Source organism: Sphingomonas sp. CCH9-F2, assembly GCF_001556735.1.
GTDB lineage: Bacteria > Pseudomonadota > Alphaproteobacteria > Sphingomonadales > Sphingomonadaceae > Sphingomonas > Sphingomonas ginsenosidimutans.
On sequence record NZ_LSJO01000182.1, the window covers coordinates 1 to 15,973 of the forward strand.

The window sequence follows — 15,973 nt, forward strand, 5'->3', positions numbered from 1 at the left end:
GCCAGGACGACGGCTCGTACAACGTCGTGTGGCAGCGCGCCCAGAAGCGCCGCGACGTCGGTGCCGCGCTCGGGGTCAAGGCGGACGATGGCGAACCCGCGCTGCCTTTCACCGCCGATGGCCGTGACGTGGCGACCTCGGGCGCAGGCGATGACACCGGAGACGGGCTGGGTGCCAGCACCGCGCCGGTCGACGAGAGGGTCTGACCGGCATCGGGCGGCGCTGACGCGTCGCCCGTATCGCCACCTCGACGGGGATCGCTTCATCGCCGAAGCGGTCCCTGTTGCCGTTAGTGCCTGTTGCAGCCGCGCGGTCCGTGGTGTACGGATTGTCTTCCGTTTTACGGAAGATACGGATTCCCATGTAACAGAAAGATGGCCGTTACAACATTGGCAGGACCAGATGAGGGTCCCATCCTGGAGGGACGCAGGGCTTAATCGATCCCCGGCCGCGTAACGAAAGATGAGGGAAACCATGACCCCTACAATCGAAAAGGCCAGATCGACCGACGTGTCGAAGCGGTTCGGCTTCTATTACGACGAGGCGATGACGCATCCGATCGCAATCGAGCGCAACGGCGCTGCCCGCGTGGTCATGCTACCCGCCTCCGAGTTCGAACGCTTGTCCCGCCTCGATCACCTCGCGCTCTCGCCGCAGGAGTTGAGCGATGAAGCCATCCACGCCATCAGGACCGCGACGCCCAGCGCCGGGTCCGTCCAGAACGATCAGTACGTCGATTGAACCGCAAGCCGGTGACCTGATCTGGTATTTCTACCTCTGGCGGCATGAACATAACCGGGGCGACGAGGACGGCTCGAAACTCCGCCCCTGCATGGTGGTTGGCAGCTATCGCTCAGCCGGAAGGCTCCGTGTCCTGATGGTGCCACTGACGACGCGCGATTATTCACCGGCTGCATCCATCCCTCTGCCGCCGCGATTCATTGAGGCCTTCGGCCTCGATGACCGATCACGCATCGTGTGGGACGACGTGAACGATTTCGCATGGGTCGGACCCGACGTTCGCGCCGGTAACGACGGTAGCACCATCATCGCCGAGGTGCCGAGCCGCATCGTACAACGTGTCGCGGCGCTGATCGTCGAGCATCGGATCACCCCCACCCGGCGAACCGAGTAGGCGATCGATCCTCGCCAACCCGAAGGGCGGCGCCCGCAGACACAGCCCGGTTCGCTGGCCGAGTGGAAAGATCATCACGATCGGCGATGATCCCGCAGCCGGGCGGCGCGTAAAGCCGTCGCTGTTCTGCCAGCGGGTATCGGCAGGCGTTTGCCCCCTATGGCGATGAGGACGCCCAGGTCCGATGCGGTTGCCGGCGATCGCCCTGGCGAGGGTCGGCCGTCGGGCGACCTTGCGGCATCCGGTCTCCTTGCCGGTGCGTCGTCGCCCGGGCGCGGCCGTCCTTGTCGAGCTTCGGAGCGGCACCACGTCGGTCAGCGAGCGACGCTGGCGGCACGCCTGCCTTCGCGCCGGGTCGTTCGGGGGTACGGGTCAGGCGACCGACATGAGCGGTTCACGAGGTTTGTCCATGGCAATGCCTGCGGGAACCTTGGGCTGATCGACGGCCCATCCGCCGTTTCGTGTCACCTGCGCCGCGCCCCGGGGCCTCGCAACCCCTTTGGCAGGGCCGTGTTGCCGCGCTTCGCGCGGCTGCCCGCACCACCCCTGCAAAAGGGGTTCCCCTCCGGTCGACCAGGCCCGCCGCCTGCGCGCCGGCCCAGCTCGCCCTCCGGTGCGACGCCCCGAACCGCGACGCCCTTCAGGTGACACCGGCGGACGGACCGCCGACCAACCCAAGGAGGCAATGCCATGAACAACGTGAACCTCGTCGGCCGCCTGACCCGCACCCCCGAACTGCGCGAAGTCAATCGCGCCACCAGCGTCGCGACCATCTTCGTGGCGACCGATCGCCCGAAGCTCAACAAGGACGGCCACACCTACAAAGGCGACGACGGCTTCACCGTCAAGGAGACCGAATACCACAAGGTCACCTGCTTCAACGGCCTCGCCAAGGCGATCGCCGGCAACCGCAAGAAGGGCGACCTCATCGCCATCGAGGGACGCCTGCACTACACCCGCTGGCAGGACAGCGACGGCAACGACCGCTACGGCTGCGAGATCATCGCCGATCGCGCCGAGTTCTACTGACCGGCCAGCGAACCGGGCGGCGCCTGCGGGCGTCGCCCTTCGCGCATGCTTCATCATCGCCCGCGCAGGACGCCTCGCCCACGGTGCTTCGCACCGCGGCCTTGCGCCAGCGCGCGCTCACCTGAAAGGTCCGGCACCATGACCGTCCAGCGCGACATGTTCGACGGCGACCCGTTCGCGCCCGAGCCGATACCTGCGGCACCGGACCCGGTCGCTCGGGTCGACGAGCCGGCACCCGCCGGCGGCGACCACGACGGCAATGCCGTCGCGCTCGCCCCGCTGGCGGTGCCGTGCGGCTTCCGCAACCGTCGCAATGAACCCTGCCGGCGTCTCGCCGAGCGACCCATCCTGATGAACGGCCAGCCCTTCGTCCATCGTGGTCACCAGCTGCTCCAGTGTCCGCGTTCCTGCTGGCTAGACGATGACAGCGCGGTCGAGCCGGACATTGCTGACCGGATCGGTGAAGATATCCGGTTCGCAACCGAACCGGATATCCAGACCGACCCGCACGGCGAGGACCCCGATGCCAACCGCGATCCAGACGACCCGGGAATCCAGGAGATGCCGGATTACGATGCCGGGGATGACGGTGGCGAGTATGAATGGGACTGATCCTGCTGATCCTGCTGTGCTGGCTGTGGGACGGCCGTAGAGGGGCAGGGCGGGGCGTCCCGCCTTGTGGGCGGGACCGGGCTCTATTCGGCCCTGGCGGGCCTCACGGAGCCCCCTGGCGGGGTCTCCGCCCTGCGGGTGACGATCCCTATGCCGGCGCCGGGCGTCCTGCGCGCGGGCGGCGGCAGCTGGCTCGCCCTCCCGGGCTCACTGGCGCTGCCTTTGCGGCGCTGCGCCGTGCCGGCGCATCACCGCCGCCCGTGCTCGGTCCGACCCGGCGTGCCCACCACAACATAATATTTTCTCTCTCTGTGATGAGGAAGTCTGGCATGCGGGGTTGGCGGGCCGTCAAGGACGCGCGGTCCCCCCAATTTTCACGCACCCTTCCGTCTCCGCTTCGCTCCGCCTCCAGGGCACGAGAAAATCGGCTCCCCCGCGCGCGAGCGTTAACCGGGGTCCGCGACCCTGCGGGCCGCGGCTTCCCGGTTAACGTCCCTGACCGCCCTGACCGCCGCATGCCGGATGAGATTCCTCACCGAGAGAAGGTGAGATTTTCAACTCATGGAGGCTATCATGACCAAGTACAGCAACTTCAACGACATGGGCCGCGCGATCAACGAGCGCCGCGCCGACGAGCACACCACCGAGACCTATCAGGGGGCGTTCATCGAGGCGAGCGAGATGGCGAAGCTTTCCATCGTCAGCGAAGCCGAGAAGCTGGACATGCCCGACCCGGAGCAGGCCGCACACGCCGTCGAGCAGATGCTGGCGACGATGTTCGACGTGTTCCGCGACACTCGCATGGAGGAGTTCGCCGCCGACCTCGCATGGGGCTTCGTCAACAGCTTCCACATGGTGGCCAAGCGCATCGAGGGCCGTGAGGATGACGCCGCCAAGAAACTTGGCGACCTGGTGCGCAGCTACGACCCCTCGGAGATCTACGCGGTGGAGCTCGAAGAGACCCAGCTGCTCTGCCAGACCCTCGAGAATTGCGCCGAGGCGATGCGCTGCATGCGGGACCACGCCGGGAACGTGTATCGCGTCGAGACCGGACGGCCCTTCTCGACCGTCCGCGGCAGCAGGGTGTCGTCCAAGCTGACCGCCTCGATGATCGACGGTGCCGACTATCTGGCGGCACGCGCGGCAAAGCGTCGGGACGAGCACAACCCGAGCGGCCCGATTGTCGCCTTCTCGGGCGGCATGGAATGGCACGACCACGAGCAGCTCTTCGAACGCCTCGACCAGATCAAGCGTCGCATCCCGTCGATGGTCCTGATGACCACCGCCATGAACAAGGGTGCCGACGCCATCGCAGCGTCGTGGGCGGCCTCGCGCGAGGTCAAGCTGGTGCGCATGTTCCTCGACAAGCGCCACGGCAACCGGGGCGGGTTCCTCCGCAACGACCGCATCGCCTCGCTGCGTCCCGTCGAAGCGATCGTCTGCGAAGGATCGGGCGTCCAGATCGACTTCGCTCGCAAGTTGCGTACCGCCGGCGTACCGCTCCACGTCTTCCGCAAGGACGGACAGGCACCGGTGCAGCCGAGCCAGCGCAGCCGCCGCGCCTGACGCACCCACGGAAGGGCTCCGGGCAACCGGAGTCCTTCCCCTTTTTTACGTCGCCCTGGGCGGCGCTCCGGGGCATCGAGCCCCATCGCGCCGCGTGGGACTGACCTATCGGTCGATCACGCCACGTTGCCCGCTCGGCACGGCTCGCTCGCGGCAGGGCAATGCCGTCGCATTGCCACTGCCAGCTACGCCTCGCCGGTGCCGGGGTCGATACCGACACCCGTCGCATCGCCTCGCTCGCTTTGCGGTCATCGCTGAATGCGATGACCAGCGCGCTACGCCTCGGCCGATACGACTGGCGATCGTCGTTGAACACCAATCGGCACGCCTCGCTTGCTTCACGGCGATCCCTTCGGATCGCCGGTTCGCTACGCATCGCCGTGCCGATCGCGTTGGCTTATCGACCGCGCCGTCTCGCTCGCATCGCGGCCACGCCTGCGCGTGTCACGCTCGCTACGCATCGACCGGCGCGGTTCAACCGGCGTCACGCTTGCGGCATCAGCACGGCTCGCTGGCGGGCGCGGCGATGCCGTCGCATCGCCTGCACTGCCGCTGCGCATCGCGCCGTGCCGATCGCACCCATTGATCGGCCACGCCGTCTCGCTCGCATCGCGGCCACGCCTGCGCATGTCGCGCTCGCTACGCATCGACCGGCGCGTCTCACCCGGCATGTCGCTTGCCGCATCGGCACGGCTCGCTGGCGGGCGCGGCGATGCCGTCGCATCGCCTGCGCTGCCGCTGCGCATCGCACCGTGCCGATGCCATCGCGCAGGAGCTGACCGGCACGGCTCGCTCGCTTCACGGCGATCCCTTCGGATCGCCGGTTCGCTACGCCTCGCTCGTGCCGATCGCACCCGCTTATCGACCGCGCCCGTCTCGCTCGCATCGCGGCCACGCCTGCGCGTGTCGCGCTCGCTACGCATCGACCGGCGCAGTCCGACCGAAGCCCGGCTCGCTCGCGGTGCCGCAATGCCTGCGCATTGCGAGCACCAGCTACGCATCGCTCGGGCACCCGGTCCTGCGGACCGACCCATGACCCCGTGATCGGCCATGCCGATCCTGACGGATCGGAAGGGGAGGGGAACCGGAGATGATGGTTCCAATGGGAGACAGACCATGTCGATCACCTTCTTCCTCAGCGTCGATCGCAAAGCCGACGCCGCGCCCGCCGTCATCACCGCCCGCCAGCTTGCCGCGTTCCGCGCCTTCGCCCGCGAACGTGGCCAGCTGCTCGAAGACGAGGATGATGACCCGCTCGTGTCGTGCTCGTTCGAAGCTCGCGTCTGCCCCTGGTCGCTCGCGTCGATCTGCGCGATCTTCGATCACGATGTGGGTGTCATCGCCGTGGTCGAGGAAGCCCAGTTCCGTGGCCTCAACGTGCGCTTCTGGCACGATGACGCGACCCGCACGATCACGATGCGCGTCGCCAGCACCCCGGACGGCGCAGCGGAGATCAATCTCGCGAACGGCAACGCCTTCCACGTCCTCGACGCGCTACGACTTTCGGACGATAATTGCGGCAGCATGCCCATCGGGCAACTACGCGAAACACTCGGCCAGCCCTATGTTCGCCGCGACCTTGGTCGCCTCGATGGTCGTTACCTCGAACGCTTCGACACCCTCGCTGCTCAGGCCGACACCAGTGAAGGGATACGCATGGTCTGGGGATAGCCTCCCTCCAGTCGCCATCGCGTCGGGGAGCATCGGGCTTCGCCTCGATGCTCCCCATTCTTATGCCTGAATGGACCGAAGCTTCGCCAACTCGGCCCAAGCATTGAAAAGGGGAGCGCCTAACGGCAGCTCCCCTTCTATTTGCATGATGGGCTTGAGCCCGCTTTCGCGCTGACCCGCTTACGCGGTCAGGCGCTTCACGGTCTCGGCGATCCCGAGTTTCTTGATCGCTCCAATGATCGCGCTGAACTGGGCAGGATCGGCCTTCATCAACCCCGACCGTTCCACCTCCTTCAGCAGCTCCGAACGCTCACGATCGGCCAGTTGCTTGCGGCGTTCGTTGAGCCGCTGTTCGTCCGCCTCAAGCTGTGCCCGTTCCTGCTCGATACTCCGTGCCATATGACCTGCCTTTTCTGATCGTGGATCGGCCTCCATTTCCCACGATGCCAGCACCGCTCCACCGGCACAATAGCGACACTCATAATCGCTCGCTGGTCCGGCTTTACCGGACCAGCATGAGGCGACGGACACTGACCTTCGGCCAGGTCCGTCGTCGGGCGGGATTGCTCCGCCCAATACCCTTCGGTCCAGTCCGGTGGTCGCCTGCCTGCGGCGCTTACTCTCCCGGAACCCAGTCCAATGATCGGACATCCAGCCATGATGCCACCACCACCGCGACAGTCCCTAAGGATTTGCACACCGTACGCGGCACGCCGCAGGTTAAGTGTCTGTAATTGCCGGTGTTTGCAGGGGCAAACATGTTTGCCCCTGCAAACGCCTTGGTGGTTCTCCCCTAAGCGCTTGAGAACGCGCGAAAATCCCTGTTTGCAGAGTGAATGCGTTTTCACTCTATACCTCGGGACCAGGCTGTAGTATTTTCCACTCTCCGAAAACCCCACCAGCCACTTTCAAGTGGGTGGTGAATGTCTAACTCGACGATAGCCTTCAGACTTTCGTCTGAAGAGATTGCGGCACTTGATCGTGTAGCCGCGAAACGGTCGTGCTCCCGGTCTGAGGCCGCGCGCACTGCGCTTATGTTCGGTATCCGTTTCGCTGAGGCCGAGCATACTTTCAACATCACCCGTGCGGTCCTCGTTCTCGAGTACATGCAGGCGGCGATCGACGTGATTATCACACGCGATCACGGCGACGTCGTACCCCAGCTTCGCGAAGCCGCGAAGGAGCGCCTGGCGACGTTCCATGCGTAGCGGCGACATCCGGTTCAACGGTCAGGCGGCGACCGTAAAGCACCATTCCGCGCGGGGGCGAATCACCCGCAACTCGGGCAATTTCACCCGCGGTTCGCAGCTTCTCGCCAGTCAGTACAAGATGACCTGGGCGGGCCTCCAGGTGCCCATCTGGATATGGCTGGGGACGTTCATCGTCCTGTTCAATATCTTCGTCTGGCTGGGCCTCGCCGAGCATGAGTTCCAGCTCGACCTGATGAAGCTCTATTCCGCCATCTGGACGTGGGTCGGCGGGGACAAATTCCACCTCATCAACCTGACCTTGCGAAACGGCATCGTGACCAAGGTTCCGATCGGCTACGTCCCCTACGAACCCCATGTCGTTCATGCCTGGGCGAAGACGGTCAAGATCTTCCTGACGACACTCGTCATGTCGGCCTTCATCGCAGCACCGATCATCATGTGGTTCATCATGTGGGCAAACAAGCGCGGCAGCGACATGCTCCAGGAACGCCACAACCGCGGCGCCCTGTTGGTCGAGCGTGACGTGCTCGTCAAAACTGTCAGCGGCCACAACCGGCGCAAGTTCCGCACCGAGTGCGCCGAACACGATCCGCCGTACGTCCCCGAACTCGTCGCCAAGGCTCCGATCCTCGATCGGATCGACCGGGGCATCCACGTTCCATACACGATCGCCGGCATCCCCTATCCGTGGCGGCTCGAACAGAGCCATACCATGCTCATCGGCACCACCGGCACCGGCAAGACGACCCAGCTGCGCAGCCACGTCTCGCAGCTTCGCGCGCGCGGTCACCGCGCGGTCATCTTTGACCTGACCGGCGTGTTCGTGGAGACGTTCTACAACCCAGAAACCGACGTCATTCTCAACCCTATGGACGAGCGTTGCGCGCCGTGGACGCTGTTCGACGAATGCCGCAACTATGCCGACTTCGTTTCGGCCGCATCGGCCCTCATTCCCTCGCATCCCGACGACAAGGAACCGTTCTGGCAGAACGCCGCGCGGATGCTCTTCATCGAGATGTGCCTGAAGCTTCAAGAGATGGGTGAGGCGAACAACGCCGCGATCGCGCACCACCTGATGCAGGCCGATCTGAAGTCGATCAACGCCAAGCTCGATGACACCATCGCCGCCCCGCTGACGACCGAGAAAGCCGCCCGCATGGCGGAATCGATCCGCTCGGTTCTGAACGTCAACGGACAGGCGCTACGCTTCATGCCGGACCCTGTCCCGGGCGGCCCGCCCGCCTTCTCGATCCGCGACTGGATCGCGACCGACAATCGCGACGGCTCGATCATGTTCATCACCGGCTCGTACAACGACCTCGAGATGACCCGCGGTCTGTTCACGCTGTGGATCGATCTGGCCGTCAACAACCTCATGCGCCTGCCCAAGACCCGTGACCTGCGGACCTGGTATCTGTTTGACGAAGTCCATGCGCTTCACGCGCTTCCTGGTATCGAGCATGGCCTCCAGTCGGCCCGCAACTTCGGCGGTGCGTTCGTCCTTGGGATCCACTCGTTCGACAAGCTGGTCGCGACCTATGGCTTGCAGAACGCGACCGCGCTCACCGGACTTGCGCGCACCAAGCTGATCCTCGCCACCGCCGATCGAACCACAGCCGAAAAGTGCTCCGAGTTCATCGGCAGCCGCGAGGTCCGCCAGATGGATGAGGCCTACAGCTACGGCTACAACAACACCCGCGACGCCTCGACCCTCACGCCTCGCACGGCGATCGAGCCGCTGGTCATCCCCGACGACATCAACAACCTGCCGTCGCTCCACGGCTTCGTGAAGTTTCCCGATGGATTTCCTGCTGCGCGGATCGAACTCAAATACCGCTCCTATGCCGAGGTCGCGCCGGGGGCGGTGCCCCGCAAGAACTTCAAGCCTACCGAATACGTCTCGCCGGAAGACCGGCGTCGTCAGAACACCCGGAACAATGGCGCGGATGAGGGGGGTGAGGGTGGCCGCGAGCATACCCCCACACGGCCTGTGGGGGGCGTGGAGGCGAAGGAAAGGCAAGAGCCGGACCTGACCGCCTCGCAGCCCGAGAAGCCGCGTAGCGAGGCTGAAAAGGCGGCTGCGGCGATGGAGGTCACCGGGTCGCTGCCGGTGGTGATCGATCAGATAACCGGCAAGGGCGTCGCCAGCAGCCCGACCGGCGTCGATGCCGTCCGCGCGTCGGATGCCGCAACGAGGGTCGGGGGCGAACCTTCCAAGCCTGTGACGGGAGGTTCATCCAGTCTGGATGCCCAACTCGGCGGCATGGGCATGTCCCCGATCGAGAACCGTGCGGGTCCGCAGAGCGGGGTGGATCCGACGCGCGGCGAGGCGTCACGCCATGCCCCGGAAAGCCGGTCCGATCGCGGTGATGCCGATCGCCACGAGGACCAGGCGACCCGCGAATTGCGCGATGGGTTTGCGACGCAGCGCGACCCCGATCACCACCATCGTCATCACGGCCCGGATCATTCGCCGGAGATCGATGACGACATGGACATGGGGATGTAGCCGATGCTGTCGGTCGCTTCCGTCAAGTCCGCCTCCGGCGCGGCGCAGTATTTCGCCAAGGACGATTACTACACCGCCGAGCATTCGTCCGAGGCGACCGCCTGGGGCGGGGTGGGCGCGGCCGACCTTGGCCTCAAGGGCGAGGTGACCAAGGAAGACTTCGAGAAGATCCTCAACGGCGAGATGCCCGATGGCGAAAAGGTCGGGCAGGTCGAGGGTCGCAGGCTCGGTGTCGACCTGACCTTCTCGATGCCGAAGTCCGCCAGCGTAATGGCCTATGTCGCTTGCGACACCCGTGTCCTCACCGCGCATATGAACGCCGTAAAGGCGACGATGGGATGGGTCGAGAAGACCTTCGCCGAAGGCCGCACCTACGATCAGTCCAGGTCAGGGGATGCGGTGCGAACCGGCAACCTCGTCTATGCGCTGTTCCAGCACGACACGAGCCGCGCTCTCGATCCGCAGGGCCACATCCACGTCCTTATCGCCAACATGACCAAGATGGCGAACGGGGCATGGCAGGCGCTCCACAACCAGCAGCTCTGGAAGAACAACACCACGATCGGCGCGGCCTATCACGCCCAGTTTCGCGCCGAGCTGGCAAAGATCGGCTACGAAACAAGCGTCACCGGCAAGCACGGCCAGTTCGAGATCGCCGGCGTGCCTAAGGAGGTGATCGACACCTTCAGCCAGCGGCGCGCCGATATCCTGGCGAAAGCCGGCGAGCTCGGTGTCACCTCCGCCGAGGCGTTGCGCAAGGTGACCAACAATACCCGCGACGCCAAGCTGAACGTCGAGGATCGCGATGCCCTGCGCCAGGAATGGCGTGACCGGGCGGCCGCGCTCGGATTCGACGGCAAGGCACTGGTCGATGCCGCGCGCGAGCGTGCTGGCGCCAGCGGCCTCGATGCCCAGCCACGACCGATGGAGCGCCTCGGTGACGTCCTGGCCAATCTCCGCGAAAGCCTGGGCGAGTTATTCCGACCCGCCGATCCGCTCGTCGCCAGCGGCCTCGACCGGCTGCGCATCGCGCCGGTGGATCTGCGCGCCCAGCACGCCGTCGCCTCCGCGATCCGCATCCATGCCCAACGCGAAGCCGCGTTCGCGGTGCCGGACATCACCAGGACCGCGCTCGACCTCGGGCTGAAGGGTGTCACCGCCGCGCATGTCGACGCGCGCGTCTCCGAGCTCATCCGCAACGAGAAGCTGATTCCGGGCAAGGATGACCGGATCGACAGCGTCGTCACCCATGTCACGACGCCCGAGGCGCTCGCGACGGAGCGCGGCATCCTTGCAGAGATCGAGCGCGGCAAGGGGGAGGGGCGGGTGATCGTCTCCGCCGACACCGTTATCGAGCGGATCAACGCCGCATCGGGCGACAAGGAACTCAATGCAGGGCAGATGGCGGCCGCGACGATGGCGCTCACTTCCGCCGATCGCATCGTCGCGGTCCAGGGCGTCTCGGGCGCCGGCAAGTCGACCATGCTGGCGAGCGTCGCGCGCAATGTCGAGCAGGAAGGCGGCAAGGTGGTCGGTCTCGCGCTCATGAAGGCGACCGCCGATCGTCTCGGCGCCGAAGCCGGCATCGAGAGCCGCACCGTGTCCTCGTTCGTCCACAGCTATGCCCGCCACGCGCTCGCTGGGAAGGGCGCGGGCTATGACGGCGCGCGAGACGCGCTCGCCGGCACCACGCTCATCCTCGACGAAGCCTCGATGGTCGGCTCGGAGCAGATGAAGCACCTGGTCGGCATCGCCAATGCGCTCGGCGTCGATCGCTTCCTGATGATCGGCGATCGCCAGCAGATCACCGCGGTCGACGCCGGCAAGGCGTTCGCGCTCGCGCAGGCCGGCGGGATCACGCTGGCGCGGATGGACGAGAATCTGCGCCAGCGCACCGAGCAGCTGCGCACCGTCGCCGCGCTGACCAACCGCGGCGAGGTGCGCGAGGCGATGGCGATGCTCGGCGACAAGGTCACCGCCAACCCCGAGCATGTGAAGGCCGCGGCCGAACACTGGCTGGGCCTAACCCCCGAACAGCGCGAGACCACCGCGATGTTCTCGTCGGGCCGCGTCGCGCGCGCAGAGCTCAACGTGCGCATCCAGGACGGCCTCGCCGCGGAGGGCACGTTGAAAGGGGACGGCGTCGTCACCCCGGTCCTCGACAAGGTCAACGTCACGCGCGAGGAACTCCGCTACGCGCATACCTATAAGCCCGGCCAGGTGATCGACCTGCGCCATGCCATGCGCGAGCTCGGCCTCAGCCCCGGCACCTATGACGTGCTCGGCGTCGACGCGAAGGGGCGCGTTCAGGTCCAGATCGGCAACCGGGTACGGACCTTCGATCCGCAGAAGATATCGCCGGTCGACAAGACCGACGCGATGCAGCTCGCCCAGCGCGAGCAGATCAAGCTGCATGAGGGCGACAAGATCCGCTGGACCCAGAACGACAAGGACCGCGGCCTCAACAACAACGATATCGCCCGCGTCGTCTCGGCCGACCCGTCGGGGATCAAGGTGGAGGCGAGCGACGGCACCCTCCACGAGCTGAAGGCGGGCGATCCGATGATGGAGCGGATCAGCCTCGCCTACGCGCTCAACATGCACGCGGCGCAGGGCATCACCACCGACACCGCGATCGCGGTGATGAGCCACAGGGAATCGAACCTCTCCAACCAGCGGCTGTTCAACGTCACCGTCACGCGCGTCCGCGACGACATCCAGCTGTTCACCGACGACCGCGAGAAGCTGACCGCCGCGATCGAGCGCAACGAGGGCAACAAGACCTCGGCGCTCGAGACCACCGGCGCGCTGTCGATCGACCCCGATCGCGGCGCTGCCGGCGCAGCCACGAAAGCCGGCGCGGGCGAGACGTTCAACCCTTCGCTGCCGCCCGACCTCGATCGCGGACCGGAGAAAGTCGGAGGCGAGCCGAGCGCAGATACAGCCCGCCCCTCGACCGGCGGCAAGATCGACATCCGTACCGATCCCTCGCTCGACCTCTCCCGGTTCAGCGTCCCGGTCGAGCCCAAAGGGCCTGAACTTCCCTACCCCGAAAAGGACATCGGACTGGAGCTATGAGCATGACCACATCACCACCGACCTGGGACCAGGTGATCGCCACCAAGCACTGGCACGCCTGCGACCTCGACACTCATACGCTCACGCAATGCAGCCAGCTCGCGCGGCGCGACGATGCGCTCGACTGGGGCGGCGAAACGCTTGCGATGGCCGCGATTTTCGGCCTGACCTACGTCTTACTCCTGCCGCTCACCCGCGCGCTGCGTGCCCTCCGGGTCCGGTCCGAGCCAGCACGATGAGCCTCGCCGACCGCGACTATATGCACGGGCCTCCCCGCATCGGTCGGACCTCGCGGCTCGACACGCCGCCCTGCGACGCGATCGAGGGAACGGCCGAGTATGGCCATCAGGCCCGCAGGAAGCCCGTGGAGCCACGGTCAACCGCACCACGCATGATCGTCCCGCTGACGCGCCGGTTGCGTCAGGCGGGACTCCTGGCGGCCGCGGTGGCGGCTTTCACCTTCGCCTGGGCGGTCGGATGCGGAATCGTCAGCGCGTCGCTTCACACCGATGGTGGAATTTTCGTTCCGCCCGCAACCCAAGGTACGCCCGGTGGACGGTAGTTTCCCTTTTCGCTTCCGGCGCCAACCCGAGCCGACGCACGCGACCCTCACGATCGCCGAAACCGCGGATCTGACGGAAGCGGCGCTTGAAGCGGTCCGCGCCGGTGACGGGGGCCGGCTCGCGGTATTCGGCGATGGCGACGCGATCGCCGAACTCGCCGACCAGGTCCGCGACCAGCTGATCGACCCCGCGCGCGGCAACTGGGACTTCTTCGCAGACCATCCGAGCGACTATGCACGCTCGTCCGCGATCGAAGCGTTCCTTCCCGACGATCCTGACGTTTGCTCGGGCTACACCTGCGCTTCGCGCTATGTGCTGCTCCGCGCGATCCAGCATGCCGGCGATGAACCTGGTGCGACCCTTTCGGCCGTCCGCGATCTGATACGGGATCTCCCGCCGGAAGCCGTCGCAGAGGCGGCGGGACACGATTCTGGAAACGGTCACGCCCTGCGTTGGGGAATGACCGTGCTGGCCGGCGTGCGACGAGCGACCCACGCTTTCGCCGACCACGACCGGCTGATGCCCAGGATCTCCATCGCGCGCTGGCTGGCAGGATCGGCGTCGACCATCCTGTTCGTACGACGCGAACCTGGACTGACTTCGAGCGAGGTTGTCGCCGTCGAGGCCTCGCTGCGCGATCACGCGATGCTGTCCAGAATGGACGTGTTTCCCCTGGCTCTCCCCTCGCAGTCGATGGAGGTGGTCGATGGGCATCGATGATCGCGACTATATGCGCGATCGCTACCGCAAGCGGCAGGGGCTCGATCCCGGTGCGACGCAATGGAACGATCGCAAGGCACGGGTCGAGCTGAACCGCTTCGGGTTCAGGAAATCGGTGCCGCTGGGGAGCGCGAGCTGGATATCTGGCGGATCGAAAGGGTCGTGGTTCGAAGCCAGGAACAGGGGCCACGATTATCAGCGCGGTCGATGGCGGCCCCGCCCGCGCTTCACGCCGGCCCCTTACTGGCAGGCGCTGGGCGTCGGTGTTGCCATCGCACTGGTCCTTGCGGCCTGGGCCGGGCAGGGCCAGATCAAGCGCGCAACCTCCAGCCTGTTCGCGTCAATCGTGGGGACGAACACCGGTTTTCCGGAATCGGGAACGGTCGCCGTCTCCTCCAGCGTCGACCTGCGAACCGTCAGAAGCCACCTGACCATTCAGGGTGCGGCAGACAATAGCATCGTCCAGCTGCTCGATCCGGCGACGGCGAAGAACCGGCTGTCGGTCTATGTCCGCGCCTTCGAGCGTGTCACCGTGCCAGCCCCGCTCGGCCAATATCGCGTCCGCTTCATCCACGGCCGCGAATGGGCAGATTCTCGGACCTTCTTCGGCAAGGGCACGCTGCACGACGAGGTTGCCGGCGTGATGCTGTTCACGCGACGGGTCGGGCACACGCTCGATCTTCGTCTGGGGGCCGACAGCAATCTCGTGGTCCGGCGCATCGCCGCCAAACCGGCCTCGATCCAGTGACACTGTCCTTCATCCACGCGCGGGGATTTCGCATCGCACCGCCAGGACCGGCCCCCGCGCGCCGGCACGGCGATCAACCGGGACAGGAGACATGAGCAACTGGGATTTCGAGGAAATGGGCGAGTTCGGCTCGGATGCCGACGCAGACCGCTGGGCGAAGCGCAACAACATCGCCCCGCAGGATGTCCGCATTCGCCGCAAGGGGGACGGGGTTGAGCTGGAGGTCCGGCGCTCGGCGCTGGGCGACAGCAGCGCCCGCCACGATGACCGTCGCGACGGCCGACGCAACGGTTTCTTCTGAAAACGGCCAGGGAAGGAGTACACACGATGAAACTGAAGATGATCGCCGCGCTGGGGCTTGCCGCCCTCTCCGTGGCCTTGCCGTCGGCCGCCAGCGCGCAGTCGTCGGCGCCGGTCCTGCTCGCGATGGCGAGCTTCGCCGGAAGTCATGCCGGCACCGATGCCGCGCGCGAGGTCGAGGCGAAGAAGGCGCGCTATCGCGCGCACGCGCTTCACAACGGCAAATGCAAGGACTGCGCGGACTGTCCCGACTGCAAGGACTGTGACGAAGCCGCGAAGAAAGTTGCGGCGGACGAGGAGCGTGCCGGGATCTGCGATCCCGCAGCGCATGCGAAGAAGGCGGGCGCCGGTGCTTGATCGCACCCGCATGCTCGTCGTGACGGCCGCGCTCGCGGCCGTCACACCTTCAATGGCCCACGCCCAGAAGCTGGGGCAGGGCGGCACCGGCGTCGACGAGACGACCGCCGTGCCGCAATGCCAGGTGCCGCTCGGCGTTGCCGCGCTGGTTGAGGAGAAGGCCGCCAACCCGGCCGATGGCCTGTCGCCGCAACTGCAGGCGCTCATGCGCATGGCGGAGATGCAGAACGGCGGTTCGACCGCGCGCGTCGACGCGCTGCCACTGGTCAAGCTGATGATCGCGCGATCCAATTGCTTCCGCGTCGCCGATCGCGGCGAGGCGTTCAGCGCGCTCGAACGCGAACGCGCGATCAATGGCGGGACTGCCACAACCCGGCCTGTCACCAAGGCGGATTATCTGATCGAGGTGAAGGTGGTCTATTCCGACGCCAAGTCGCGTGAGAGCGGGGGCGGGGTCGGCGGTGTGTTCGGCGG

17 protein-coding genes and 1 pseudogene are annotated in these 15,973 nt (G+C 66.1%); 17 read left to right on the top strand and 1 reads right to left on the bottom strand.

The annotated features are described in order from the left end of the window. The 7 genes and pseudogenes from AX685_RS22350 to AX685_RS05410 form a co-directional block, all read left to right on the top strand. Nucleotides 1-206 (top strand): annotated as a pseudogene (locus AX685_RS22350) (DUF736 domain-containing protein); the annotation flags it as partial. A 304-nt stretch (nucleotides 207-510) separates the two neighbouring features. Next, the gene (locus AX685_RS05380; RefSeq protein WP_231738579.1) at nucleotides 511-741 is read left to right on the top strand and encodes a type II toxin-antitoxin system Phd/YefM family antitoxin; all 231 of its coding nucleotides are present in this window, start codon (nucleotides 511-513) and stop codon (nucleotides 739-741) included. 136 nt (nucleotides 742-877) lie between these two features. After that, the gene (locus AX685_RS05385; RefSeq protein ID WP_062126514.1) at nucleotides 878-1,135 is read left to right on the top strand and encodes a hypothetical protein; all 258 of its coding nucleotides are present in this window, start codon (nucleotides 878-880) and stop codon (nucleotides 1,133-1,135) included. A gap of 690 nt (nucleotides 1,136-1,825) precedes the next feature. Then, nucleotides 1,826-2,164 carry a single-stranded DNA-binding protein gene (locus AX685_RS05390; protein ID WP_010409121.1) on the top strand — a complete coding sequence of 113 codons (339 nt, stop codon included), beginning with the start codon at nucleotides 1,826-1,828 and terminating at the stop codon, nucleotides 2,162-2,164. Nucleotides 2,165-2,302: 138 nt separating this feature from the next. Beyond that, nucleotides 2,303-2,776, top strand: a complete 474-nt coding sequence (locus AX685_RS05395; RefSeq protein WP_062126517.1) for a hypothetical protein — start codon at nucleotides 2,303-2,305, stop codon at nucleotides 2,774-2,776. A 573-nt stretch (nucleotides 2,777-3,349) separates the two neighbouring features. After that, nucleotides 3,350-4,342, top strand: coding sequence for an SLOG family protein (locus AX685_RS05400; RefSeq protein ID WP_037494485.1), 993 nt, complete (start codon nucleotides 3,350-3,352; stop codon nucleotides 4,340-4,342). Between the two features lie 1,116 nt (nucleotides 4,343-5,458). Then, nucleotides 5,459-6,013, top strand: a complete 555-nt coding sequence (locus AX685_RS05410) for a hypothetical protein (protein ID WP_010409130.1) — start codon at nucleotides 5,459-5,461, stop codon at nucleotides 6,011-6,013. Nucleotides 6,014-6,193: 180 nt separating this feature from the next. Here the strand turns inward: AX685_RS05410 and AX685_RS05415 are convergent, their stop codons facing one another. Continuing rightward, nucleotides 6,194-6,412, bottom strand: a complete 219-nt coding sequence (locus tag AX685_RS05415) for a hypothetical protein (protein WP_010409132.1) — start codon at nucleotides 6,410-6,412, stop codon at nucleotides 6,194-6,196. Nucleotides 6,413-7,047: 635 nt separating this feature from the next. On the opposite strand from AX685_RS05415, the gene AX685_RS21440 reads away from it, so the two are divergent. From AX685_RS21440 to AX685_RS05455, 10 genes are all read left to right on the top strand, one after another. Further along, the gene (locus tag AX685_RS21440; RefSeq protein ID WP_154651477.1) at nucleotides 7,048-7,221 is read left to right on the top strand and encodes a hypothetical protein; all 174 of its coding nucleotides are present in this window, start codon (nucleotides 7,048-7,050) and stop codon (nucleotides 7,219-7,221) included. Beyond that, complete coding sequence (locus AX685_RS05420) at nucleotides 7,214-9,733, top strand: type IV secretion system DNA-binding domain-containing protein (RefSeq protein WP_066486215.1); 2,520 nt, start codon at nucleotides 7,214-7,216, stop codon at nucleotides 9,731-9,733. Before AX685_RS21440 ends, AX685_RS05420 begins: the two co-directional genes overlap by 8 nt. A gap of 3 nt (nucleotides 9,734-9,736) precedes the next feature. Next, nucleotides 9,737-12,811 carry a MobF family relaxase gene (mobF, locus tag AX685_RS05425; protein ID WP_010409137.1) on the top strand — a complete coding sequence of 1,025 codons (3,075 nt, stop codon included), beginning with the start codon at nucleotides 9,737-9,739 and terminating at the stop codon, nucleotides 12,809-12,811. Next, nucleotides 12,808-13,050, top strand: coding sequence for a hypothetical protein (locus tag AX685_RS05430; protein ID WP_010409139.1), 243 nt, complete (start codon nucleotides 12,808-12,810; stop codon nucleotides 13,048-13,050). The genes mobF and AX685_RS05430 overlap by 4 nt, the downstream gene beginning before the upstream one ends. Next, nucleotides 13,047-13,373 carry a hypothetical protein gene (locus AX685_RS22355; RefSeq protein ID WP_010409142.1) on the top strand — a complete coding sequence of 109 codons (327 nt, stop codon included), beginning with the start codon at nucleotides 13,047-13,049 and terminating at the stop codon, nucleotides 13,371-13,373. The genes AX685_RS05430 and AX685_RS22355 overlap by 4 nt, the downstream gene beginning before the upstream one ends. Next, nucleotides 13,363-14,094 carry a hypothetical protein gene (locus AX685_RS05435; protein ID WP_010409143.1) on the top strand — a complete coding sequence of 244 codons (732 nt, stop codon included), beginning with the start codon at nucleotides 13,363-13,365 and terminating at the stop codon, nucleotides 14,092-14,094. Before AX685_RS22355 ends, AX685_RS05435 begins: the two co-directional genes overlap by 11 nt. Next, nucleotides 14,081-14,842: a hypothetical protein gene (locus AX685_RS05440; protein ID WP_010409145.1), complete on the top strand. Its 762-nt coding sequence runs from the start codon at nucleotides 14,081-14,083 to the stop codon at nucleotides 14,840-14,842. The genes AX685_RS05435 and AX685_RS05440 overlap by 14 nt, the downstream gene beginning before the upstream one ends. A 91-nt stretch (nucleotides 14,843-14,933) precedes the next feature. Beyond that, entirely contained in the window at nucleotides 14,934-15,143 is a 210-nt protein-coding gene (locus AX685_RS05445; RefSeq protein WP_010409146.1) for a hypothetical protein, read from the top strand. A 26-nt stretch (nucleotides 15,144-15,169) separates the two neighbouring features. Then, entirely contained in the window at nucleotides 15,170-15,499 is a 330-nt protein-coding gene (locus AX685_RS05450) for a hypothetical protein (protein WP_010409148.1), read from the top strand. Further along, nucleotides 15,492-15,973 (top strand): CsgG/HfaB family protein (locus AX685_RS05455; RefSeq protein WP_331710150.1); only part of this gene is annotated, 482 nt, incomplete at its 3' end. The genes AX685_RS05450 and AX685_RS05455, both read left to right, overlap by 8 nt.